This window comes from Novipirellula rosea (assembly GCF_039541335.1).
GTDB lineage: Bacteria > Planctomycetota > Planctomycetia > Pirellulales > Pirellulaceae > Novipirellula > Novipirellula rosea.
In genome coordinates, this window is sequence record NZ_BAABGA010000054.1 from 32286 (window position 1) to 56887 (window position 24602).

Consider the following 24602-nt stretch of genomic DNA (forward strand, 5'->3'; position numbering starts at 1 on the left):
GGGCTACCCGTTTTGTGGCGTGTCAAAAATGCGGTCGCCCGCGTCACCGAGTCCTGGAACGATAAACGATTGCTCATTTAGCTCGGGGTCAATCGCGGCGACATAAAGTTTGACGTCGGGAAAATCTCGCTCGACACGATCGATTCCCGGTTGAGCCGCAATGATGCTGAGCACGCGAATCTCATTCACGCCCCAGCTTTTCAGCCGGCTAATGACCATTTCGACCGAACCGCCGGTGGCAAGCATCGGGTCGAGCACCAAGGCCACGCTCGGCGCACCGCGGCTAGGCAGCTTGTCGTAATAACCCACCGGTTCGGCTGTCTCTTCGTTGCGGTAAAGTCCCAAGTGCCATACCGAAGCATCCGGAAGCAGGTTTTGCAAGGGATGAACCATCCCCAACCCGGCTCGCAAAATGGGGACAAGACCGATCGGCATAGCGAGCTTGTGACAGTTCGCAGCGGCGATCGGGGTTTGGATCGTCGTCGGCTGCGTGATCAAATCCTCGGTGGCGTAGACGCCAACCAACACCGCCAATCGTTCAATCGCGGTTCGGAATTCACTGCACGACGTCGATTTATCTCGCACCGTGCAAAGATGATGCTCTACCAACGGATGGTCGATTTTTGTCAGTAGGCTCACGGCGATGTCGTCCTCGTTGTAGATCCCTCAAGCAAGCGTTCAGTCCAGCCAAGAGGAGCCAGGACATCGGCAGAGATTGACCGCGATCGGTTGCGAAATTTGCAGACCGCAGGTCAATCTCCGAAGCGGATGGAGTGGGATTCGAACCCACGGTAGAGTTACCCCTACGGCAGTTTTCAAGACTGCTGCCTTCGACCACTCGGCCACCCATCCTGTGTTGGCATAGACTCTACCAAACCCCAACCGCGGACGAAACCGAGGTTTGCAGGTTCCCAGAGCAGATTTTTTTTGTTGACTTCTCTGTCTTACTCTTGTATCAATGTATTAACACAAGGGTTCGTGATGCAGATCCACATTTCTAGTGATGGCGCACCGATCTATCAACAGATCGTCGACCAGATCCGTTTTCGTATCGTTTCCGGGGTGATGCGCTGCGGCGAAGAATTGCCAACGATTCGCGGTCTGGCCGAGAGTCTGCGAGTCAATCCGAACACCGTCGCGCGGGCCTATCGCGAACTCGAGCACGAGCAGCTGGTCGAGAAACGGCGAACCACCGGGACATTTGTCTCCGAATTGGCTCCGCGGCATACCGCCAGCCAGCGGCGCCGCATGATGACGCCCCACGTCGACAAACTGTTGACACTTTCTCGCCAGCTCGGGTTCGAGTTGGATGAACTGATCACGTTGCTGCAGAAACGGGATCTTCAATTCGATCGTCCAAAGTCCGATCACGCCGAGGAGCCATCATGAGTCGTTTCGATTCAAATTCCCCGCTTGCCGTCCACGTGACCGGGCTGTGTCGTTCGTTCCGTGGTCGCCCGGCACTCGAAGACATCGAAGTTCAAATTCCAGTCGGAAGCGTTTTTGGTTTGGTGGGGCTCAACGGTGCGGGAAAAACCACGCTGATACGGCATCTGATCGGAGCCTTTGTGGCTCAGCAAGGCACCGTCCGCGTGCTGGGGATGGATCCGGTGGGCGATTCGCAATCGGTGCTCCGGCGCGTCGGTTATTTGACCGAAGAAGACTCGTTGCCAACTTGGATGCGAGTCGGCGAACTGGTCGATTTTTCTCGAGCGATCTACGACACTTGGGATGACGTTTATGCGGCCAAGTTGATGGATCTGTTCGGTTTGTCGCGATCGGACAAGCTGAGTTCGCTATCGAAGGGGTTGCGAGCGCGAGCAGGATTGCTGGTCGCGATCGCTTATCGGCCCGAACTGTTGATCCTGGATGAACCGAGCAGCGGGTTGGATCCGTTGGCTCGCCGCGACATTCTCGAAGCGATCATCCGCACGATTAGTGAAGAGGGGCGGACGGTGCTGTTTTCGAGTCATCTGTTGGATGAGGTCGACCGTGTGTGTGATTCGATCGCGTTGATGCGAGCGAGCCGGATCATTGAAACCACGACAGTGGATCAATTGCAAACCCGTTACGAAGAAATCGTCTGTCGCAGCGATACGGAAATGCCTCCGGCGATTCGCGGCGTTTTCGCTTGGCAGGGAGACGATTCGGAGTGGTCCGGTGTCATCGACCACGAAGTGGTCCCGGAAACGGAGTTTGTCGTGCCGGCGGAGGTGAAGTTGATCACCCGCCGCGAAATCACGCTGCATCGCTGGTTCGCAGCCCGTGCGGGAACCGAGCAATCCAGTGCGTCTGAACTTCACGATGACCATCTTCAAGAGGTGACTTCGGATGTCAGATAGTCTCGCGATCATGCGTTTGACCTGGTTGAAAAACCGCTTCCTACTGATGTTCTTCGTCGGCATCATTGGGATTGCCGAAGCTTTGTTGTTTGTGATCTCGCGACAGGAGGCTCGTTTCGATTCATTCGCGTCGGTCATCCTTTGTGTTGCATTTTTGCCAGCGATGTCGTGGGGCATTTTTGCATTGGACGTCTCGCCACTCGGAAAGCTCGATTCCTGCGAAAGCGGTTATTCGCACTGGTTGTTGCGGATGCCGATTGCGAATTGGAAGCTCGCACTGATTCCGATTGCAATGAAAACCGCGTGGGTATTCGCGGTCTGGCTCGTCCTCTCGAAAACACTGCAGTGGTTCGGAGCATCAACGTGGATTTTGATTCCAGCGTTCTTGGTCGCCGCGACGGGAGTCTTGATTTCCGCCCTCGCGTGGCGTCCGTTTCGATCGGGGATATGCCGGATCTGGATGCTTGGCATATTGGCGCCGGTCTCATACGGATTGTGTCTAATGGCGATCGGCGGAAAAAGTGAAGCTAACTTGTCATCAACGGCCGAGTACGGATTGGCAATCGCCGCGGCGGCCTATTTCCTGCTGGCGGTGGGAATCGCTTATCGCGCCGTCACGGTTGCCCGGCATCATGTCGCCGGAATGATTCCCGCAGACGCATCGGGATGGGTGGCTTGGCTTTGGAATCGATTGAGCTGGGATCGCATCGGAGAGCAGGCGGCATCTCATCGCAGTCCGGTGCGAGCATTGGTGTGGCACGATCTACATCGCTCGCGAGCGTACCGGTTCAATTCATTTTTGTTTATGGCATGTCCGGCCATGTTGGTCGCTTCGCTGTTTTCTTGGGCGCCGGTGGCGTTGGCCATCATGAGTGTGCTGTGCATGTTCTTTGTCGGCATGGTATCGGCAGCTCGGACGCTCGAACCCGAGACGCAGCCATCGATGTCGACATTGCCCACCTATCTCTCCATCAGTCCCCTATCAGACGCCACCATTGCATGGACGCGATTCGCAATGATCGCGGGCTATTTGGCTCTGTTTTTGTCGCTGTCGATCGTTTTCTACGGCGTCTGTATGGTTCGGCCCGAAAACCGCGAGAACTGGTCTCAGTGGGCGACTTGGTTAGCAACGCAAGACTCCGTCACTGGTACGGCCACGATGGTAGGGCTGCGTGTGACGCTTGCGACCCTGGTTTTTATCAGCCTGTTGCTTTGGGGTGTGTCGTGCAGCTATGTGTGGGTGCCAATGTACGGGCACCGGTGGGTCGATGTTGGTGTGGTGGTGATGAGTGCGGCCGTGGTGTTCGCCTTGCTTTTCGCAGGGGTGCGCTGGATCATTGTACAGCCGGATTGGCCGACATTGACCGCGTCATTGTTGTTGTTTCTCGAGCGATTAAAGGTGATCGGTTATGCCGCAGTGCTAGTAAAACTGGTCGTGATCGTCGGGACGACCATCGTGGTGTCGCGAAGTCATGTGGCTTCGTGGGCGTTGCTGATGCAAGTGATTGCAATTTGGGCGTTGATCACGCTGGCGGTAGGGTTGCTTTTGTTTGGTTTGATTCCCGACTCGCGATTCACTTTGTCAATCTGTTTGACCTTTGCCGTACTCGTCCTGCCGTTGCCGAGCGTGCTTGTATTGCCACTTGCCCTGAATCGAAACCGACATCGTTAGCACTTCATACTGATCGAATTGGCTCTGGCAATCATGACTTTGATTCTTGGCATCTCGGCGTTCTACCATGATTCGGCCGTTGCGATCATTCGCGATGGCGAGGTGGTTGCAGCGGCCAGCGAAGAGCGTTTCACGCGGCAGAAACATGACGCATCGTTTCCGCTGCACGCCATGAATGAATGTCTGCGAATGGCCGACGCCGACATTGGCGATCTTGACTACGTCGGTTTTTATGAAAAACCGTTGTTGAAGTTTGATCGGCTGCTGGAAACCTATTTGGCCTACGCGCCGGCCGGTTACGGCAGCTTCTTTCGTGCGATGCCCAATTGGCTGCAAACAAAGCTGCATCTACCTCGTGAAATCCGTAAACACTTGGGGAAACAGTACAAACGTCGAATCGTGTTTTGCGAACACCATGAATCGCACGCAAGCAGTGCGTTTTTTCCGAGTCCCTTTGACGAAGCTGCAATTCTAACCATCGACGGCGTGGGCGAATGGGCAACGACAAGCTGGGGCGTCGGCCGCGAAAACCGTATCTCGCTAAAAAATGAAATCCGATTTCCGCATTCCTTAGGTCTGCTCTACTCGGCGTTTACCTATTTCTGTGGATTTAGAGTCAACTCGGGCGAGTACAAAATGATGGGGTTGGCTCCTTACGGCGAACCTAAATTTGCCGACTTGATCTTTAAACACTTAATTGAAATCCATGATGACGGGAGCTACCGGCTGAACATGGACTATTTTTCGTTCGGTCATACGCTACGCATGACCGATCGGAAAATGGAGCGATTGCTTGGTGTCGCACGCCGTAAACCAGACGAGCCGATCCGCGAAGTCGATATGGATCTAGCCGCAAGTATTCAGCGAGTCACCGAGGACGTCTTGCTACGAATGGCGAACCATGTCTTCGATCAAACCAAGCTTGATTCCTTGTGTATGGCGGGCGGAGTGGCACTGAATTGTGTTGCCAACGGACGGCTATTGCGTGAAGGACCGTTCAAACAGATCTGGGGTCAACCGGCTGCCGGTGACGCCGGAGGGTCACTCGGGGTTGCTTGGCTGATTTGGCATCAATTGCTCGGCAAGCCGCGTGTTGCCAAGCCGATCAGTGCCCAGCCGAATTCGCTGCTCGGGCCGTCTGCGGATCGCGAAGACGATTTGCGGTCGCTGCGAGATCGTGGTGCGGTGATGCAGCACCTGCCGGTGGATGATGAACTTAATGAAGCGGCGGCCAAGCTACTTGCCGATGGGAAGGTGATCGGTTGGGTTCAGGGCAACATGGAATTCGGGCCGCGAGCGCTCGGTGGACGCAGTATCCTTGGCGACCCACGTAACCCTGAGATGCAATTGGTGATGAACGCCAAAATCAAGCGTCGAGAGTCCTTCCGTCCTTTCGCGCCGAGTGTTCTCGCGGAACACAGTCATGAATATTTCAAAATGTCTGGCGGCGATTCGAGCCCGTATATGTTGTTTACATTTGACGTGCAAGAAAAACGACGCCTGCCGATGGATGAGTCGATTTCGCCTGGTCTCGAAAAGCTACAACAGTCGCGAAGCGAGCTGCCTGCGATCACGCATCTAGACTACTCCGCTCGGGTGCAAACGGTCAGCCCGCAACGGTATCCGCGTTTCTACGGATTGCTGCGGAAATTCTATGAACAAACGGGGTGCCCTGCGCTCATCAACACCAGTTTTAATGTGCGAGGCGAGCCGATGGTGGCAACGGCTGCCGATGCGTACCGCTGCTTCATGGCGACGGAGATGGACGCACTGGTGATCGGAAACTATCTCATGCTGAAAACCGAACAACCAGAATCGGCTCGTCAATCGAGCCAGCTATATCTCAATGAATTGGAGCCGGACTGATGTCACTTTTTGATCTCAAGGCGGCTCCTTCGCGTTCGATGGAGCGATGGTTTGGACTTTCATTGTCCACGCTGTTTCTGGTCTTTGCGTTGATGCTGCGGCATAGTGCAAGCCGCGTTTCCATGGCTCTGATGGTCGTGGGAGTGTTGATTGGCGTGATATACTACTGCATACCGGGAACACGACTGCGGGTGATTCGAGCTTGGCAATATTTCACGTATCCGCTTGCCTGGGCGATCAGTCACCTGTTGTTAGGAACTGTCTTTTTCGGGATTGTCTTGCCGACGGGGATCATGCTCCGGTTGCTGGGGTATGATCCATTGCGATTGAAGAAACGCGATTCCGCTTCGAACTGGATTCATCGTCGTGAAGACGACGACATTTCCCGGTACTTCAAACAGTTTTAAGGCGACCTGATGGACGAACCGCAACGTGCTCGAGAAAACGAATTTGAAAACCAAGCCAAAGGCGAAGACCTCGGGTTCCTGCAGGAATTTTTCTTGTTTTTGCGAGAGAACAAAAAGTGGTGGCTCGTGCCGCTGATTGTTTCATTGTTATCAATCGGCGTGATCACGCTTCTAGCTGGCAGCGGCGGCGCCCCCTTTATCTACACGTTCTTTTGAACAGCCACTCCATATACTCGCAGAATCACGCGGTTTATACTTAGTTCACCGTCATTGCATCGCGGCACTGCTGGAAGGCAATGATTGATTTCTGTTGGCAAGAAACACATGAACATCAAGCAGGTCCTTCTTGGCACGCGACTCGGAAGCTTTGCGATACTCTCGAGAGAGAAGATCGACTTAGTCCGTACGGCGCTTCGTCAACCGGAGGCTGTGGGCACCATTGCGAATGATCAACTCGCCAGCATGCTTGTTGCGTCAATTTGCCAATCCGGCAAGACGTTTCTCGATGTCGGCGCCCATATTGGCAGCGTCATCTCGGCGGTTCGCAAACATGACCCCGCAGTAAGGATTATTGCCGTCGAAGCGATACCAGAGAAAGCGGCAAGACTTCGTCGCAAATTTCCGAACGTCGTTTTGCATGCCTGTGCGGTCGCAGAAGCCGACGGCGAGATGACGTTCTTTATCGATACGCAGAAAACGGGCTACAGCTCGCTCATCGCACCGGACGACAACGAGTCCCATATCCGTGAAATCCAGGTCGCGGTCAAACGATTGGATACGTTGATCCCCGCGGATGCCGTCGTTGACGTGATAAAGATCGACATCGAAGGGGCTGAGCTTGGGGCTCTTCGCGGGGCGACCAACTTGCTGTCGAGATGGAAGCCCGTTGTGATGTTCGAAAGCGCTCCCACCCGACTAAGTTCAGGCTACGAACCCAGAGACCTTTATCAGTTTTTCGAGCAGCGCGGCTATGAGATTGTTGTGCCCAATCGCCTTGCTCACGACGGCAGTGGGCTTTGCGAACAGGGATTTATCGAGAGTCATCTCTACCCACGCAGATCCACCAACTACTTTGCGGTGCACCGAGACCGCCGGATCGAGATTAGGGACAGGGCACGCCGAGTCCTCGGCATCCAGGCCCCTTAAGTCTCTCTATCTCAGCAAACCCCTTTCGTTTTCGGCATACGTTTTAGGGCCGAATGGCGCCCCAGCCGGATTCTTGACGCTTCCGTTTCGGAGGAGTGCGGGTTTCGGGCTGACGGACTTCCATCGGGCGAACGTCGGGCTGGTAAGTCCGGTTCACTTGATGACGCGATTCCGATTCAAACGTTCGCTCTCGCACGAGTGCCGCTTCACGAACAGGGATCGAATAGGTGCCACGGTCACGGTTGGATGCGTTGATCGGCTGCTCGTTATTGGGTGGCAGCGGCGGGGCTGTCAGCGGGCGGTCGCTCTTGTTGGGTTGTGGTTGCACCTCGAGTGTTTGGCGCTGAAACGGCGAGATGTATTCTGGCGGCGCTTGGATGGGATGGACGCTCGAGTAGCCCAGTTTGCTCGGCTCTTCGTTTGCTGCGGTGATCATTCGGTCGGACGCCCCCTGCGAAGTGGATCCGAAGACCGACGAGTCGGCTGGATTTTGCAATCGCCACTCCGTTTTCGTTTGTGGTGTCGCATCCGAATTTGAGCTGTCGCTATTTTCTTCCAGATAGCGGTCGATGTCGCTGCGATATCCATTTTGCTCGTCCGATTGACTTGGACGTGATGATTCGAGGCGGGGTTGGTCCAGCGGAGCACGGTCGCCGTTTGCGGACGACGAAGCGCCCGACAGCGGTTCGGTGTTCGGGACGTAACCGCTGCTGGGGGCGGTCGACGGAATCGGGATTGTCATCGAGTTGTTCGGTGACGCGATGCCACCCGTTTGATTGACACTGCCAAATGGGCTGGGCGTGTAGGGGCTGGGCGTGTACGGCGATGCCGATCCGTATGCCGAGCTTTGGCTGAAACTTGGTGGAGTTTGCACTCCGTTGAGACTCGGTGGATTCATCGGCACTGAGTCGCTCGGGGCTGCGAACGGATTGTTGGTTCCCGAGGTAGAGCCAACCGGGACCGGTTGACCAATTGGCACAGGTTGCCCGATCGGTGTCGGCTGATAAACGCTGGGTTGGTTCGCGCCCAGGCTGCTGTAGGGCGATCGTTGAAGTTGATCCAGATACGACGTACAGCCTTGTTGGGTTGTTACCGTCGTGCCTGACACCGGGTCTACCGCAGTGACGGGACGATAGTAGGTGACGGGGGCGCGGTAGTACGACGAGCGATAGTTTGTGCCAAACAGTGCTCCGAAGAAACGTCCCAGTCCTCCCACACGGGGCTGAGCGGGGACGACAAACGGCGGTGCAACTTGAGTCGCTGGAATCGCCGTGGATGGGGTCGCGTAGGCTGCTGAGTACGATTGCGAAGGCATCGATTGCATCGGATAGGCATTGTTGCCGCCGAAGAATGATGACGTCGGAGCGTTGCCACGCAGCGTTTGCGCAAGTGGAACGCTGCCCGCTGGAATCGGAATCGACGACGATGGCGGGTAGGCTGTCGCGATCGGCGCCGACGTCCCGTTCATCGGCAGACTATACGAAGTCTGCGCAGTCGCTTGACCTGTGACCGGCATGCCGCTGTAAACCGAAGGATTATTCAGCGTGTACGCAGGCCGTTGAGCTTGGTACACACCGCTGATTTGATAGCGAGGTGTCGTCGTCGGAACGAGCGGATTCGATCCGTACGCTGAGCTGTAAAGGGCGCTGCTTGGGTACGCTGCGGTGTAAGGCGATGCCGGTGCAAAGCCAGCCGAGTAGCCCACCGGGACGGCGCCATAGTTCGCACTGTAGGGATAGGCAGCCGAGTATGGCGCATAGCCAGCGGCGTAAGCCGTGGGGCGGCCGAAAAGCCAATCGGTCAGGCAGCAAGCAGAAGCATCTACTGTCGAAAAGCTAACAGCAGCAAATGTGATTAAAGCGGCTAGGCGTCGTCGTTTCGACATCCAGATTACCCGTGCGTGAGAAACGTGCTCGCTCGCACAAACCCAAGTCCGCGCGAGACTACATGAGCAAGTGGACGTCCGAAGCCGTGCTGGGTCAACGTTTCTTGAATGAACTTCCTTTGAATGGTAAACGTTTCCGGTCAGCTGATAACGGTTAAAACGATCGCGGTGAATTTATTGCCTCCCAGCGGTCCGCGCGCCGACACCTAAGCGTCCAGTGCCGCCCGCGGGTTCGTCCACGCTTTTGCCGCTGCAGAAGCGGGTCACCAAAGGATGCCAGGTTGTCGATGTCGTCGTAGCTACGCTCGCCAGAACGTGGAGTGATTCAGCGCATCTCCACTGCCAATCAACAGTGGCATCTCCACTGCCAAGGAACAGTGGCTTCCGTTTTGTTGGAACGTCTACAATCCCCGTGGCAGAGAAATGCCTCAGGAATGAGATGGGCGTCCCCGCGGACAGCAGAAAGTTGCGGGCCGGACTTGCTGTCTCCCTCTGGGCGATGGTCTCAAACGGCCCCGAACTAGCGGCGATCTGGTCAGGGCGTCCCTTTGCCCCGGTTCTGCCAAGCTGACACGAAGAGATTGTCGCGAGCTCGTGCTGAATTGATGTTCGTTTTTGTAAGTGCTTTTCGTTAAACGACTTGCGTATCTTTTTCTGGTCGTGGCACACGGGTTGCTCTCCAGAGGAGCCAACCGGCTGGCTGCTGCCACCGTTGCAGACTTACGTTCATCCGCAAGGCATGGCGGGTCGTCGATCCAAAAATGGAAGACCGACCGCTTCCTTCGCGGCAGAATCTCATTTTCGATCCCATCCCTTTACTTTGTTGTTGTTTGGCACTCATGTCCCGCTATTGGGGGCGAGCCTGGGCGGCAACATTCATTAGACGAAACCACAGGAGAAAAACGTCGTGGCAAAGCAAATCGTTTTCGACGACGATGCACGCGGGCCATTGTTGGCCGGTGTCAGCAAATTGGCGCGAGCCGTCCGCAGCACCTTGGGACCTCGCGGTCGCAATGCCGTGTTGGACAAAGGCTGGGGCTCACCCAAAGTCACCAAAGACGGTGTGACGGTTGCTGAAGACATCGAATTAGACGATCCGTTTGAGAACCTTGGGGCTCAACTCGTCAAAGAAGCCGCTAGCAAGACCAATGACGTCGCTGGCGACGGCACCACCACGGCAACGGTTTTGGCCGAAGCAATCTTCCGTGAAGGCCTGAAAATGGTCGCCATGGGCGCCGACCCGATGGCCCTTTCCCGCGGTATCGCCAAAGGCGTTGATGCCGTTGTGGCTCAGATTGGCAAGCTGTCCAAGCCAATCGACGAAAAAAGCAAGAGCGACATCAAGCAAGTCGCCACGATCGCAGGGAACAACGATCCCGAAATCGGCAACGTGTTGGCCGATGCGTTCACCAAAGTGGGTAAGAACGGCGTGATCACGGTCGAAGAAGGCCGTACGAACGAAACCACCGTCGACGTTGTCGAAGGGATGCAGTTCGATCGCGGATTCCTGTCGCCTCACTTTGTCACCAACCAAGACGAAGTCTCGGTGGAACTCGACGATTGTTACGTCCTGCTCTTCGAAGAGAAGATCAGTGCGAACAAGAAGATGATTCCTTTGTTGGAAGCGGTCAGCAAATCGAAGAAACCATTGTTGATCATCGCTGAAGACGTCGAAGGCGAAGCACTGGCGACTTTGGTTGTCAACAAGATGCGTGGCATCTTGACCGTCTGTGCTGTGAAGGCACCTGGTTATGGCGATCGCCGTAAAGCGATCCTCGGCGACATTGCTGTGTTGACCGGCGGGAAGGCGATCTTCAAAGACCTGGGTATCGATCTGGAAAGCGTCAAGCTGAGCGACCTTGGTCGTGCCAAGAAGATTCGCATCACCAGCGAAGCGACCACCATGGTTGGCGGTGCTGGCAAGAAGGCCGATATCGAAGGCCGCGTTGAGCAGATCCGCCGCGAGATCAGCAACACCGACAGCGATTACGATCGCGAGAAGTTGCAAGAGCGTTTGGCGAAACTCGCCGGTGGTGTTGCTCAGATCAGCGTCGGTGCTGCGACCGAAACTGAAATGAAAGAACGCAAAGCACTGCTCGACGACGCTCGTGCGGCAACCCAAGCCGCGCTCGAAGAAGGCATTGTCCCCGGTGGTGGAACTGCACTGCTTCGCTGCCGTAGCGTTGTGGAAAAATTGGAAAAGGAAACCGAAGGCGATCAAAAGATGGGTGTACGAATCATTCGTAACATCTTGGATCAGCCTCTGCGTGCGATCGCTAACAACGCCGGCCTTGATGGCGCCGTTGTGGTCAATCGCGTTTTGCAGATGAAGGGCAAGCATGACGGTTACGATGCGAACGCCGAGGTCTACTGTGATCTCGTCGCCGCCGGAATCGTTGACCCCGCCAAGGTGGTTCGCACTTCGCTAACCAACGCGGCAAGCGTCGCATCGCTGTTGTTGACCACCGAATCGTTGGTCACCGAAATCCCGACCGAAGAGGAAGAGGGTGGCGGCGATCACGGTCATGACCACGGAATGGGTGGCATGGGCGGAATGGGCGGCGGCATGCCAGGCATGGGCGGAATGGGTGGCATGGGCGGAATGGGCGGCATGATGTAATGCATCCGCCTCGCATCTGAGATTGGGATCGCGACCGGACGCCTCTGCATTCGGCTGCGGTCCCTCCGGCGAGGCACGCTTTTTTCTGCACAGACCTTTTTGCGGCTTAGGCCCGTTGGTCTCTGTACTCCGTTTCAGCAAAACCTTTTAAACACAACCTTCAATACAGATAAGAAAATACTATGGCAAAAATGAACCTACGTCCGTTGGATGATCGCATTGTTGTTGAGCCTGTCGAAGCCGAAGAAACCACCGCTGGCGGTATCGTGCTTCCCGATTCGGCTCGTGAAAAACCGCAGCGTGGTACGGTTGTCGCCGTCGGTCCTGGCAAGATGTTGGACAGCGGAAACCGTGGTGAGCTTAGCGTCACCGTTGGCGACGTCGTGATCTACGGCAAGTACGGCGGAAGCAACATCGAAGTCGATGGTCGCGAAATGAAGATCCTTCGCGAAAGCGACATCTTGGCAAAAGTTCTGTAGTAAACGGCACTTTTGGTTTTTCGCAGTGAGCCGACTTGCGTGGGCTCTGCTGCGATGGACGAAACGTCTCAGCGGTGTGTGTGTCACTGCCGCTGATTGCAACAAAACGAACAACAGCAATTTTATTACAGGAATTCACTCGTGGCAAAACAACTGCTATTTGACGACCACGCGCGAGCTCGCATGTTGGCGGGCGTCGACAAGTTGGCCAATGCGGTCGCCGTAACGATGGGCCCTACGGGCCGCAACGTGATGATCGCCAAGTCGTTTGGCGGACCCACCGTAACGAAGGACGGTGTCACCGTCGCTAAAGAAATTGAACTCGAAGATCGCTTTGAGAACATGGGCGCCAAGTTGGTGATCGAGGTCGCTCAAAAGACCAGCGATCTCGCCGGTGACGGCACCACCACCGCAACCGTGTTGGCTCGTGCGATCTTCAAAGAAGGTCTGCGTAACATCGTTGCCGGCAGCAACCCTGCGGCCATCCGCCGTGGGATCGACCGCGCTGTTCAAGCGGCAACCGAGCAATTGATCGAGATGGGCCAACCCGTCAAGAACAAAGAGCAAATCGCTAACGTCGGTGCGATCAGTGCGAACAACGACAAGGTCATCGGAAACTTGTTGGCCGATGCTTTGGAACGAGTTGGTAAGGACGGCGTGATCACGGTCGAAGAAGGCAAGAGCCGAGCGACCGAAGTCAATTACGTTGACGGAATGCAGTTCGATAAGGGCTACATCTCGCCTTACTTCATCAACGATCCAAGCACGATGGAAGCGAGCCTCGAAAACGCTTTGATCCTGCTTTATGAGAAGAAGATCAGCAACATCCGCGATCTTGTTCCGTTGTTGGAAAAGGCTGCACAGACCGGTCAACCGTTGTTGATCATCGCCGAAGATGTCGATGCAGAAGCGTTGACGTTGTTGGTGGTCAACAAGCTGCGTGGCACGCTGAACGTGTGTGCGGTGAAGGCTCCTGGTTTCGGCGATCGTCGCAAAGCAATGCTCGGCGATATCGCGACCCTGACCGGCGGTACGCTGATCAGCGAAGACTTGGGCATCCAGCTCGAAAATGTCACGCTTGAGCAACTTGGCCGTGCCAAGAAGGTCACCGTCGACAAGAGCAACACGACCATCGTCGAAGGCAGCGGAAAACGCGAAGACATCGACAAACGTGTTTCCCAAATCCGTGCTCAAATCGAACAAACCGATAGCGAGTACGACAAGGAAAAATTCCAAGAGCGTTTGGCGAAACTGGCCGGTGGCGTTGCCGTCATCAGCGTGGGTGCCGAAACTGAAGCGGAAATGAAGCAAACCAAGGCTCGCTTGGAAGACGCACTGCACGCAACCCGTGCGGCGGTCGAGGAAGGTATCCTTCCCGGCGGTGGTGTGGCTTTGGTGCGTTGCTACGAAGCGGTCGAAGCGGCTCAGAAGAAAGCCAAGGGCGACGAAAAGATCGGTGTTGGCATCGTCTTGCACGCTTTGGACGCTCCGATGCGTCAAATCGCTGACAATGGCGGCATCGACGGCAGCGTTGTCGTTGACGAAGTTCGCCAAAAGGGCGCCACGATCGGTTACGACGCCAACACCGGCGAGTACTGTGACATGCTGAAGGCTGGCGTGATCGACCCTGTGAAGGTGGCTCGTACCGCGTTGGCAAATGCTGGCAGTATCGCAGGTTTGATGTTGACCACCGAAGCGTTGGTCACCAACTTCGAAGCCGAAGACAAGGACAAGCGTCAAGTCGAAGGCGTCGTGTCCTAAGCCGAGAAGGGGGGTCCCCCCCGCTCGCGGCTAGCAGTGTGCTAGTGGATAGCGAGGTGCGGCACACCTTGGATTGAAGGGGTTGCCGCACGGGTTGTCGAAGCACAATGATTGATAAGAATCGAATCGGGTCGTCGCCAATCGGGCGGACGGCCTGATTTGATATCAGGACCGGATGGAATCTGGTTCGGAATGCAGCGGGAGTCGCTGTGTTGGCTCGTCTGATTTTTTGTTCTGGATAATGTTGCCGCTGTTATGGCTGAAAAACGCGATTATTACGCCGTCCTCGGGGTGGCTCGCACTGTGACCAAACAGGAACTTGATCGCGCTTATCGAAAGCTGGCGATCAAGTATCATCCTGATAGTAATAAAAACGACGACAACGCCGTCGAGATGTTCAAAGAGGCATCCGAGGCCTACGAAATCCTAAGCGATCAAGCCAAGCGTGAACGCTATGACCGTTATGGACACGCCGGTGTCGACGGCATGGCCCATCAATCGCACGATGTCGAAGATATCTTCGAAGCCTTCGGCGACCTGTTTGGCGGCGGGATGTTTGGCGATCTGTTTGGATCGCGTGGTGGTGGCGGCGGAGGCCGGCGGCGATCGCGTCGCGGTGCCGATATTCGCTGCAACGTCACGCTGACGCTCGAAGAAGCCGCCCGCGGCGTGAGCAAAGATATCTCGTTTCGTCGACGAATTCGCTGTGTGACTTGCGAGGGCAGCGGAGCCGCGCCCGGCAGCAAGCCCGAGGCCTGCGCTACCTGTGGAGGCCGCGGCCAAGTGATCCAATCTGCGGGCATCCTGCGTGTGCAAACCGCATGTCCGCATTGCCATGGTACGGGCCAGCAAATCAGCCAACCCTGTGCCGATTGCCGTGGCGCAGGACTGCAAAACGAAAAAGCCGAATTGACCGTCGAAATTCCTGCGGGAGTCGACGATGGAATGCGAGTTCGCTTGCAAGGCGAAGGCGAAGCAAGCCCCGATGGCGGACCTCCGGGTGACTGCTATTGTTTCATTTCCGTGTTGCCGCATGCGTTGTTTAAACGCGATGGCGTTCACTTGATTTTGCAGTTGCCGATCTCGTATACGCAGGCTGCTTTGGGAGCCGAGATAGAAGTTCCTACCCTGGATGGCCCCGAGTCGCTTCGCGTCGATGCGGGAACGCAAAACGGGGACGTTTTTACGCTTCGCGGCAAAGGTATTTTGGATCCTCGAGGCGGACGTGCTGGCGACCTGTTGATCCAAGTCATGATCGAAGTACCAAAGAAACTCTCGAGCGAGCAAGAACGATTGCTTCGCGAATTAGCGGAACTTGAACATGAAACGGTGTTGCCTCATCGCAAATCGTTTTTGGAAAAGCTCCGAACGTTTTTTGACCCCGATGCACAACCTCAAGAAACTTGAATCGAAACATGAACGAAGAAGAAAACAAATCACAAGAAGAGATTGACGCAATGGATGCCGTGCACGAAGGCGAAGGGATGCAAGACGATAACGCTGCGGTCGAAAGTCGCGATGAAGAAATGGAGCGTTTGCGAGCTTCGTCCGAATCGGCCGAAAAGCGGGTTTTGCAAGCCCAAGCCGAAGCCGAGAATTTTCGCAAACGGATGCGTCGCGACTTCGAAGATCAATTGCGTTACGCAGCGGTCCCATTAGTCAACGATTTGCTACAAGTGCGCGATAATTTACACCGCGCCATCGAAGCCGCAGGTACGGCCAGCGAGTCCGATGGGTTGCGTGACGGTGTTGCGATGGTCGCCAAGCAACTCGATGATACGCTTGCGAAATATCAAATTCGCGAGATCCCTGCAGCGGGCGAATTGTTTGATCCAAACTACCATGAAGCCATCTCGCAAATGCCGAGCGATGAACACGCCGCAGGGACGGTGGCTCATGTTGCGGTCACTGGATTCCAAATGCATGACCGTGTGATTCGTCCAAGCCAAGTCATTGTCAGCACGGGACCTGCGAGTGAAACGCCCGCGAACTAAGAATCGCGGAAACGACCTTCGCCCCTTGCATTTCAACGTTCCTAACCTGGTCCATCTTTCAAGGCAACTTTTTATGCCAACTTACGATTATGAGTGCGACGCCTGCGGCCACACCATGGAGCTCTTTCAAGGGATCAATGATCCGGTTGAAAAGAAATGTCCTGAGTGCAAGAAGAACAAGCTGAAACGCTTGTTCGGTGCGGGGGCCGCGATTGTGTTTAAAGGCAGCGGGTTCTATCAAACCGATTACCGCAGCGAAGGATACAAGAAGGCCGCGAAAGCGGATAAATCGTCGACAAGCAGTTCGAGTAAAAGCGAATCAAAAGCTTCGAAAAGCGAGTCCAAGGCGAGCAAGCCCGCGAAGCCTAAAAGCGATTCCTAACGATGCCGCACGTCCCTTCGCCTCTACGATTGTCTGCGGACCGCAGTGCCTTGTGGGTCATTGACCTGCAAGAAAAATTGGTGCCCGTCGTCCCCTCGGGCGACGCCGTTGTCGAGCAAACGATGCGGTTGGTCGAAGCGGCGAAGTTGTTGGACGTGCCACACGCCGCCACGGTTCAGTACCCCGAGCGGCTCGGCGGTCTGGTTCATCCGCTGGGTGATGTGTTTGATTCGCCCGAACCCAAACGTGCGTTTAGCGCCACGGTTTGCCGTGATGCACTTGAATCTTGGGCGAAGCAGGCACGCGATCAAATTGTGATTACGGGAATCGAGACGCACGTGTGTGTGTTGCAAACCGTGTTGGATTTGATCGCCGAAGGATTTCGCCCGTTCGTGGTTGCCGAGGCGGTTGCCGCGCGACATGGCCGCGATCATGAAATCGCGATCGAGCGAATGGAGATGGCCGGAGCGACGATCACCACCGTCGAATCGGTAATGTTCGAGTGGGTCGGAACCTCGCTGCATCCGCAGTTCAAGGCGATTAGCCAGCTGGTCAAAAAACGACGCTAGTTGCGTCAAACGGAATGATTGCGGCTTGATTCCGCCGTGCATTCGCATCTTGTCTGGGAAACGGATAGCATTGGTGAAAACCGTGTGGCACGTCGAAGGCAATTTCTGTGGATCAAGCTGAGCTACCTACCCCGCGGCGAATCAATTTTCGCAAACGGTTTTATCATCCGTTCCAGCGACGTACCCGAGTGGGTTCGGTGCCGGGGAAACTGCGATCGAGCAAGAACGCGGCTCCTACGCATGTCGAGAGAATCTATTTTGATCAAGCGACGTTGCAAGAAGACGAGACGGTGGAGGCATCGTCGCTCGTCGACGTCGCTTCAGGAACCCAGTGGATCAACGTAGTCGGGCTGGCGGATCACAAAACGATCGAAGCGATCGGCGAATGTTTTGAGATTCACCCGCTGCTGCTCGAGGACATCATTCATACGCACCAGCGACCTAAGGTCGATACGATCAAAGGCCGCGTCGTGGTCATCCTGAGGATGACGGACCAGGAGATTCCGCTGCATTTGGAACAGGTTTCCTTGGTGCTCAGCGGCAATACGTTGATCTCGTTCCAGGAGCGTGCGGGAGATTCCTTTGAACCGGTGCGACGACGGATTCGGCAATCGCTGGGGCGGATTCGCAGCCAACCGGCTGATTATCTGATGTATTGCTTGATCGACGCACTACTAGACGCGTACTTTCCACTGTTGGAACAGTACGGCCGGATGTTAGAAAAACTCGAAGATGACGTGACCGATTCGCCTGGGCCACAAGAACAAATGCAGATTCGCGATGCGAAACGCGAACTCGCCTACCTGCGAAAAACCGCGTATGGTCATCGCGAGACGTTGCAGCGATTGATCCAAGAATCGGAGGGGCGGTTTAGCGAGGACACGCGGCTCTTTCTTCGCGACTGCTTAGATCACGCCAGCCATCTGTTGGACGTCACCGAATCGTTTCGCGAAGTTGTTACCGATTTGCGCGATCTCTATTTCACCAGCCTTAGCCAACGCACCAACGACGTGATGCGTTTGCTGACATTGATCTCGACCATTTTCATTCCGATGTCGTTTGTCGCAGGGGTCTACGGAATGAATTTCGATAGCAGTCGGTCACCGTGGAACATGCCCGAAACACGTTGGCAGTGGGGCTATCCAATGGCGCTGATGCTGATGGTAGGCATGGCGACGGGAATGTTGTGGGTGTTCTACCGTCGCGGTTGGTTGCGACGTTGAAATCGAGCGTCCGGCTATCCGTTTGCCAACCTGCTTAGCATCGTCGGAACAATAAGTGACGGGTTATCCCGTAGCGGAAGTCGTCAAGACTTTCGTTTTCCAGGCTGGTCGAAACTCTTGACGAGTTCCGCTACGTCAGTAATTACTCCGACGATGCTTACAGCGAATCCAAGAACCAACTCACACGTTTGCTGAACTCGTATGGATCCATTCCGATCACCTCTTCGAAATCGGCTTTTCGTTCATCACGTTGATACACGGCAAAGGGACGGCGCAACGCTGTGTGATTCAGGATGGCCGCGAACTCGCGTGGCTGTCGTTCGGCAAGATAGAACATCATCGCCCATGCGACCGAGTAGGCGTTCACGACTTGGTCTTCGTTTGTGAACATTTCGTCACCGCTGACGAGATTCAAAACGGCTTGTGTGAACTCGGCGTTGTTTTTGCCTGGATAGGATTTCTTCAAGACCTGCAAACTGTCTTCGTTGACACGTTGGCGTCGTAGCGCCGCGGTGGTCGATGTCGTCACCGCCGCGGGTTCAAACAGTTGTCCGATCCCTTCGGTGATCCATTTCGGAGTGTCGTTTAAACGACTATGGACGCCGGTGTTGAACGCCGACTGATGCGCCGCTTCGTGACGCACCGTTGCCACGATCGAGGCAAGGTGTCCTGCGTCGTGCGTCATGACTCGGTTGCTGTTGTTGGAATAGATGCCGGCAACTCGGGAAACGTCAATTTTCTGTTTTTTGAAGGCGTCATACATCTCGCCGCGATCAGGAAACACGATGGCGACCATCGGGAATCGTCCTTGGCGAATTTTGACGCCTCGTTTGCTCATGTAAGAAACAAAACCACGGTGCGATTGCTCGAATAGTTTTGCCCAGCGGTCGCCACGCCCTAGCGGTTGAACCACTAAAAAGTTTTGAGTCGCGATGACTTCAAAATCCTTGCCAAATTCGGCGCGAAGTTGATTTCGCAGCTCAGGTGCTGAGAGCGGTTCGTATTGGCCGTCGAGCGATTTGAATTTTGTCTCCGGTTGCAGCGGATCGATCGAATGCAGCCATCCATCGCGTCCCATAACGACGATTTCCCGCGCGAGAGAAACCAGGGGAACGCCTCGCTGAAGCCGCCCCGATTCGGAAAATTCGATCAATCCACTGACTTGACCCGTTGCTGAATTACAGGCGGATGTGATCAGCAGCGGGATGAAAGTGAGTGTTAGAAAACGGGTTCGCGAGGAAGCCATCAATTCGGTCCTGTCTGTGCACTGAGGGTGAGCGAGCAGTGCAAACGTAGGTTAGAATCGGGACTAAGCCCACAATTGACTGGGGTGATGCAGGACGTTCGTTAAATCAACGGTAACGAAAATGATGATCAAAACAATTGTGACGGTACTTCGGCGTGGGGGGCTGGGGGTGCTGTTAGCCTTCTCGTTCTCGCTAGGGGGATTCGCTCAAGAACCTGCCCGTGACTTGAAGTCCGATGTGCTCGAATGGGTCGACGAACTCGATGCTTCAAGTTTGGCCAAGCGCAAAGCCGCTGAGAATGCGTTGATTCAAGCGGGCCCTGACGTGCTGCAGTATCTGCCCGAGAACAAAACGGGGATGTCGATCGAGGCATCCGAACGGCTGACGCGTGTTCGCAAGGCGTTGTTTTCGCTGCGTACTCAAACCGAAGTGGAATCATTGGGGATTTCCGTCCGCCTCGGGGATGCTAAAACCGTCGGCGAAGCACTCGAGGCGATCAGCCGCGACAGTGGAATCGAATTTGAATTCGACGGTGACGAGTCGACGGCGATCCAAGCGGTCGCAACGCCGCTGACATTCTGGCATGCATTGGATTTAGTTCTTGATCAAGCCAATCTTGACATCAATTTTTATGGCGGCGATCGCGAGACGCTGCAAATTGTCCGGCGCGAACCCGATCGACCCTCACGTGTCGACTCGGCCGCGTACACCGGCGTCTATCGGATCGAGCCGACGTCGGTGAACTCACGCCGCGTTTTGAATCGTCCGAAGCTGAGTGCACTGAATATCAGTATGGAAATTAGCTGGGAACCCAAAACGACTCCCATTGGGTTGACCATTCCGATCGCTCAATTGCGGGGCAAACTCGATGACGGAGCGATGTTAAAACCCCAAGAATCCGGCGAGACCATCGACATTGCCACCAATAGCGAAATTGCCTTCAGCGAGTTCTATTTGCCGATGCAATTGCCTGCCGGCCAACCACGGGAAATTGAATCACTCTCGGGCGTCATCAAGGCCATCCTTCCCGGCAAACGTCAAACGTTCGAGTTGCTGCTCTCCGAACCGGGCAAGGACGTAAAGCTCGATGCGATGCAGGTGACGCTCGAGCAAGTGCGAAAAAATGGGGCGATTCATGAAGTCCGAGTCGCCGTCACGTTGGACGATGCCGGTCGGTCGCTGGAAAGCCACCGGCAGTGGATTTTTGAAAACAGTGCCTATGTCAAACGTGCCGACGGTTCACGTGCGGATCATCTGGGCTACGAAGTTTATCGGCAAACCGCTAACGGAGTCGGGATCGGCTACCTATTTGATTTAGGCGATTCGGTTGGCGAATCAACGCTCGTTTACGAGTCACCCACCGCGGTGGTTTCCAACGAAGTCTCGTTTGTGCTGCAGGACATTAAACTGCCATGATTGATTTCCCAAAAATTGCCTTGACACTTCTCGTCGCAATGATCGTGGTTTCCCCCACGACATTTGCCGAGGACAGATGGAAACCTGAGGACCCGTTCGCTGCGATCAATGGGGAACCCATCTTTCTTGGCGAATTGAATTTGGTGCTCGTCGAACGGTTCGGTGTGAACCAGGTCAACAAGGTGGATATTCGCGTTCAGCAAGCGACCGCTGCCTTGTTAGTGCGTCGTCACCTCGCGCTTCGTGCGTTACATGAACAAGCAGGCGAATCACTTGCGGCAATCGTCGATCGGCAAGTGGAATCGTTAGAGAGTGAATTGAAGCGACGTGGCAGCGACCTCGGACGTTATGCAAAAGAACGACTCTCTACCGAAAAAGCGGTGCGTGACGATCTCGACTTTAAAATTTCCTGGGGTCAATATTTGAAAAGCCGATTGACCGAAGCGAACCTGCAACGCTTCTTTGAAAATCGCAAAGCAAACTATGGCGGCGGACGTTGGGAAGTGTCTCAGATTTTCGTAGCTGTCGACTCCTCCGATAGCGATGCGGTGCAAAGCGTCCGCAGCAGCCTTGCCAACTTGGTTCGCGAGATTCGCGATTCCGATGACATCGGTCAAGCCTTTGCCGCTGCGGCACGCGATCACAGCGACTCGGTTTCGGCCAGCGATGGCGGGATGATGGGGTGGGTCGAAAAGGATGGCGATTTGCCAACAAGTGTCATGCAAGCGGTGCGGTCAACGAAACCGGGGGAAATCAGTGATCCGCTGCAAAGTCCCCTGGGGATGCATGTGGTGTTGGTCCACCAGTTCGAGGAAATACCGATCACGTTTGACGATTTGAACGACATAGCTCCGCTGCGACGGGATGCTGCGAATGCGCTTTTCGATTATCTGATCCAGACTCAAAAGGACGCCCGAGTATCTTGGTTGATCAAGTCCCTCGAACCTCCATCCCTCGACGTTGCCTCGCAAGAAAACTAAGCCCACGCAAAATCAAGCACGTCGGAATCTTAGCACGTCGGCGACACCCGGCGACCTTCTCTCGTTTCGGGCCCCATTGAACTGTGAACCGTCCTCCTGATACCACCCGCGAGCACGACGCTTTGATCGGACGCTGGTGGACGCGAGTGGAAGCTCACGAAATCAAATGTGTCGTGTGGGCATTTGCTTGGTTCTTTTTCATTCTGCTTAGCTATTTCACGATTCGCCCGATTCGCGAGACGATGGGAATCGAAGGGGGGACCGAAAAGCTGCCCCATTTGTTTCTCATCACTTTTCTAGCCATGCTGTTGGCCCTTCCTGTCTACTCAGGCGTCGTGGCTCGTCTGCCTCGTCGCTGGCTTGTGCGAGTGGTGTATCATTTTTTTGCCGGCTGTTTGTTGCTGTTTTGGAGTTTATTGCAAGTCGAATCCGATGTGGTTCACATCTGGACAGCACGTATCATCTTTATCTGGATCAACGTCTTTGCATTGTTCGCGACGAGCGTGTTTTGGAGTGTGTTGGCCGATTTGTTTCGCAGCAATCAAGCGAAACGTTTGTTCGGGCTGATTGCTGCGGGAGGCACGTTGGGGGCGATTACGGGTTCGTTTTTGACATCGCTGCTGGCCACCCGGCTCTCGACCGATTCATTGTTGCTGATCCCTGCGGTGTTGCTTGAACTGGGATTAGCATGCGCATGGCGATTGGAGCTGAATTCGCATCAGTTGGTTGACCCAGAGGAAGCGAAAACGCCGGGCATGAATCACTCGCGATCTGCGAGTTCGACGGGCGGCGGACTGTGGACCGGGATCACGCAGGTGTTGAGCTCCGGATACTTAGCGTCGATCTGTTTGTTTTTGTTCTTAATCCAAGCGTTTGCAACCCAGTTGTATTTGCAGCAGGCCGATATCGTGAACCTCGCGATTGAGTCACGCGAGGCTCGGACGGCCTTTTTCGCCAAGATCGACTTGGGGACACAATTGATGACGTTGTTGTTGCAAACGACCGTGGCTGGAACGATTCTTCGGCGACTGGGGATCAGCGTGGCGCTGTCGGTGTTGCCACTGATCTATTTGTGCGGTTTCGCCGCCTTGGCCAGTGTGCCGACGTTGAGCGTGTTGATGGTGATCATGATTTGCACACGTGCCGGAGCTTATGGCATCACCGTGCCATCGCGAGAAGTGTTATTCACGGTGGTCAGTCGCGAGCAAAAGTACAAGTCAAAGAGTTTTATCGACACCGTGGTGCTGCGTGGCGGTGACGCGTTGTCGAGTCAATTGTTCGGGGCACTACAAAAATTCGGGGCCAGTTTAACCGCTATGAATTGGTATGCCGTCCCGCTGACCGCGGTTTGGCTGGTGATTGCATGGCGACTTGGCCGTAGCCAGGAACGCCGCGCCAAGCAGTAGCACAGCGAGGGACAAATCGATTGGCCATTTGTCAGTGGCAGTCCAGTCGTCGTAGGCCAGTCGTTGTAGGCCAGTCTGGATGCCAATCCCGCATTCAAAGTGGAAACTCTTCCGATGTCCCAACGATCTCGATGTCCTTATCCGCCTTGAAAATCTCTAGCAGATCTTCGTGTAGTTTGTTGGTCCACGGAGCGGTGTCGATGAAACGCATCTTCTTCCAGCTCCAATTCCGCAGCCCGCTGGTTCCTTCGATGCAAGCAAATTCGGTGGGATTTGAGTCTTCTGATCCTTCGTCCGCATTGATCGAGGAATAGACACAGACTCCGAATTTGAACGGGACCGATTTTATTTCGATCCACCAACCCCAATCTTCGCAGCATACAAATGGAGTGTCGTATTCGCGATCGCCAAGTTTTGATTTCAGGTATTCGGCCAACGCTTTGCCGTACATCCCTTCATTCGCTATCTCTTTCTTTTCACCCGCAAGGATCGGGAATTTGTTCGAACGGATATGGATAAACCTGTTCATGCGGGACTACAGCCCATTGAAAGTTGCCGATTTCATTCGGTCTCGATGGTCTCGGTTTCGAGCGGCCGTTTTGCCAGCCAGTATCGTCGGTGGGGGCGAAATCGTCGCCTCCGCCCGAGCCAAGCATCGACGCCGCCTCACCGTTGACGTCCTCGCTAATAATCGCCGCGGCTTGACTCGGCTCATTATTGATGGGGTTGCCGTTGGCGTCCACTTGAATCCGGAGCGGTCGGCGTCCTTGGTGGGAACGACGGGGGCCTGGAGGTTGGCGGTGGAGTGAAAGAGGGGGGCGAATTAGGCAGATGGCGGTTACAAACAGGGCAAGTGGTCGGATAGTTCACGTGCATGATCGCACCGCAGGCACAATGCCAATCCGCTTATGTCGATGAAGGTAACGCAACCGTAAGAGTGGCGATGGTAAACGACGCTACAACCTACTTTAAGGTGCCCATGATCAATCTCTTCAAGGTGTGAATCTCTCGAAGGCGGCAGCTTGCCATCCCCCCTTTTGCAAGCATCATATTAATCTTGCTATTAAAAGGGGGGGCAACCAAACATTGCGTCTTGCAAGTAAAGTGTCTGCGCAGCATCTTCACAGTGAGCCCTCCCAAAATTCCAAGCGACTCCGGACCGTTGTGCTCGTTACGACTTGTTTACGTCGATTGACCAGTGCTGAAT

The 24602-nt window shown here is 55.0% G+C and carries 22 protein-coding genes and 1 tRNA gene; 18 read left to right on the forward strand and 5 right to left on the reverse strand.

Annotation, left to right across the window (positions count from 1 at the left end; genetic code table 11):
* Positions 1-3 precede the first annotated feature (3 nt).
* Positions 4-639, reverse strand: coding sequence for a uracil phosphoribosyltransferase (gene upp / locus ABD971_RS21105; protein ID WP_345325327.1), 636 nt, complete (start codon positions 637-639; stop codon positions 4-6).
* Positions 640-765: 126 nt separating this feature from the next.
* Positions 766-852: transfer RNA gene (locus tag ABD971_RS21110), tRNA-Ser, on the reverse strand.
* A 129-nt stretch (positions 853-981) separates the two neighbouring features.
* Between ABD971_RS21110 and ABD971_RS21115 the strand changes: the two genes are divergently transcribed.
* The 7 genes from ABD971_RS21115 to ABD971_RS21145 all read left to right on the forward strand — a co-directional run bounded on the left by ABD971_RS21115 (position 982) and on the right by ABD971_RS21145 (position 7433).
* The gene (locus ABD971_RS21115) at positions 982-1389 is read left to right on the forward strand and encodes a GntR family transcriptional regulator (protein ID WP_339938066.1); all 408 of its coding nucleotides are present in this window, start codon (positions 982-984) and stop codon (positions 1387-1389) included.
* Positions 1386-2342, forward strand: coding sequence for an ABC transporter ATP-binding protein (locus ABD971_RS21120; RefSeq protein WP_345325329.1), 957 nt, complete (start codon positions 1386-1388; stop codon positions 2340-2342). The genes ABD971_RS21115 and ABD971_RS21120 overlap by 4 nt, the downstream gene beginning before the upstream one ends.
* Positions 2332-4014: a hypothetical protein gene (locus ABD971_RS21125; protein WP_345325331.1), complete on the forward strand. Its 1683-nt coding sequence runs from the start codon at positions 2332-2334 to the stop codon at positions 4012-4014. The genes ABD971_RS21120 and ABD971_RS21125 overlap by 11 nt, the downstream gene beginning before the upstream one ends.
* Before the next feature lie 33 nt (positions 4015-4047).
* Positions 4048-5880, forward strand: a complete 1833-nt coding sequence (locus ABD971_RS21130) for a carbamoyltransferase family protein (protein ID WP_345325333.1) — start codon at positions 4048-4050, stop codon at positions 5878-5880.
* On the forward strand, positions 5880-6287 hold the full coding sequence (locus ABD971_RS21135; protein WP_345325335.1) for an SxtJ family membrane protein: 408 nt from the start codon (positions 5880-5882) through the stop codon (positions 6285-6287). The genes ABD971_RS21130 and ABD971_RS21135 overlap by 1 nt, the downstream gene beginning before the upstream one ends.
* 9 nt (positions 6288-6296) lie before the next feature.
* Positions 6297-6503, forward strand: a complete 207-nt coding sequence (locus ABD971_RS21140; protein ID WP_339938057.1) for a DUF5989 family protein — start codon at positions 6297-6299, stop codon at positions 6501-6503.
* Between the two features lie 108 nt (positions 6504-6611).
* A complete protein-coding gene (locus ABD971_RS21145) occupies positions 6612-7433 on the forward strand; it encodes an FkbM family methyltransferase (RefSeq protein ID WP_345325338.1) in 822 nt (273 codons plus the stop codon).
* Positions 7434-7476: 43 nt separating this feature from the next.
* Here the strand turns inward: ABD971_RS21145 and ABD971_RS21150 are convergent, their stop codons facing one another.
* The gene (locus ABD971_RS21150; protein ID WP_345325340.1) at positions 7477-9318 is read right to left on the reverse strand and encodes a hypothetical protein; all 1842 of its coding nucleotides are present in this window, start codon (positions 9316-9318) and stop codon (positions 7477-7479) included.
* 907 nt (positions 9319-10225) lie between these two features.
* Here ABD971_RS21150 and groL (ABD971_RS21155) point away from each other — a divergent pair.
* The 8 genes from groL (ABD971_RS21155) (at position 10226) to corA (ending at position 18346) form a co-directional block, all read left to right on the forward strand.
* Complete coding sequence (groL, locus tag ABD971_RS21155; protein ID WP_339938051.1) at positions 10226-11938, forward strand: chaperonin GroEL; 1713 nt, start codon at positions 10226-10228, stop codon at positions 11936-11938.
* Between the two features lie 182 nt (positions 11939-12120).
* Entirely contained in the window at positions 12121-12417 is a 297-nt protein-coding gene (gene groES / locus ABD971_RS21160) for a co-chaperone GroES (protein ID WP_146596752.1), read from the forward strand.
* A 141-nt stretch (positions 12418-12558) separates the two neighbouring features.
* Positions 12559-14178 (forward strand): chaperonin GroEL, encoded by a 1620-nt coding sequence (gene groL / locus ABD971_RS21165; protein ID WP_339938049.1) that lies wholly within the window; start codon positions 12559-12561, stop codon positions 14176-14178.
* Between the two features lie 255 nt (positions 14179-14433).
* Positions 14434-15585: a molecular chaperone DnaJ gene (dnaJ, locus tag ABD971_RS21170; protein WP_345325345.1), complete on the forward strand. Its 1152-nt coding sequence runs from the start codon at positions 14434-14436 to the stop codon at positions 15583-15585.
* Entirely contained in the window at positions 15582-16172 is a 591-nt protein-coding gene (grpE, locus tag ABD971_RS21175; RefSeq protein ID WP_425571341.1) for a nucleotide exchange factor GrpE, read from the forward strand. The genes dnaJ and grpE overlap by 4 nt, the downstream gene beginning before the upstream one ends.
* 73 nt (positions 16173-16245) lie before the next feature.
* Complete coding sequence (locus ABD971_RS21180; RefSeq protein ID WP_339938043.1) at positions 16246-16554, forward strand: FmdB family zinc ribbon protein; 309 nt, start codon at positions 16246-16248, stop codon at positions 16552-16554.
* Between the two features lie 2 nt (positions 16555-16556).
* Entirely contained in the window at positions 16557-17123 is a 567-nt protein-coding gene (locus ABD971_RS21185) for an isochorismatase family protein (protein WP_345325350.1), read from the forward strand.
* A gap of 107 nt (positions 17124-17230) precedes the next feature.
* Positions 17231-18346: a magnesium/cobalt transporter CorA gene (corA, locus tag ABD971_RS21190; RefSeq protein ID WP_339938038.1), complete on the forward strand. Its 1116-nt coding sequence runs from the start codon at positions 17231-17233 to the stop codon at positions 18344-18346.
* Positions 18347-18503: 157 nt separating this feature from the next.
* Here the strand turns inward: corA and ABD971_RS21195 are convergent, their stop codons facing one another.
* Positions 18504-19592, reverse strand: coding sequence for a DUF1570 domain-containing protein (locus ABD971_RS21195; RefSeq protein ID WP_345325353.1), 1089 nt, complete (start codon positions 19590-19592; stop codon positions 18504-18506).
* Between the two features lie 124 nt (positions 19593-19716).
* Here ABD971_RS21195 and ABD971_RS21200 point away from each other — a divergent pair, with 124 nt between their 5' ends.
* From ABD971_RS21200 to ABD971_RS21210, 3 genes are all read left to right on the forward strand, one after another.
* Positions 19717-21009, forward strand: a complete 1293-nt coding sequence (locus tag ABD971_RS21200; RefSeq protein ID WP_345325355.1) for a hypothetical protein — start codon at positions 19717-19719, stop codon at positions 21007-21009.
* Positions 21006-21989 (forward strand): peptidylprolyl isomerase, encoded by a 984-nt coding sequence (locus tag ABD971_RS21205; RefSeq protein ID WP_345325357.1) that lies wholly within the window; start codon positions 21006-21008, stop codon positions 21987-21989. Before ABD971_RS21200 ends, ABD971_RS21205 begins: the two co-directional genes overlap by 4 nt.
* A gap of 83 nt (positions 21990-22072) precedes the next feature.
* The gene (locus tag ABD971_RS21210; protein ID WP_345325359.1) at positions 22073-23395 is read left to right on the forward strand and encodes an NTP/NDP exchange transporter; all 1323 of its coding nucleotides are present in this window, start codon (positions 22073-22075) and stop codon (positions 23393-23395) included.
* A 94-nt stretch (positions 23396-23489) separates the two neighbouring features.
* Here ABD971_RS21210 and ABD971_RS21215 read toward each other — a convergent pair whose 3' ends face one another.
* The gene (locus ABD971_RS21215; RefSeq protein WP_345325361.1) at positions 23490-23924 is read right to left on the reverse strand and encodes a hypothetical protein; all 435 of its coding nucleotides are present in this window, start codon (positions 23922-23924) and stop codon (positions 23490-23492) included.
* Positions 23925-24602 lie beyond the last annotated feature (678 nt).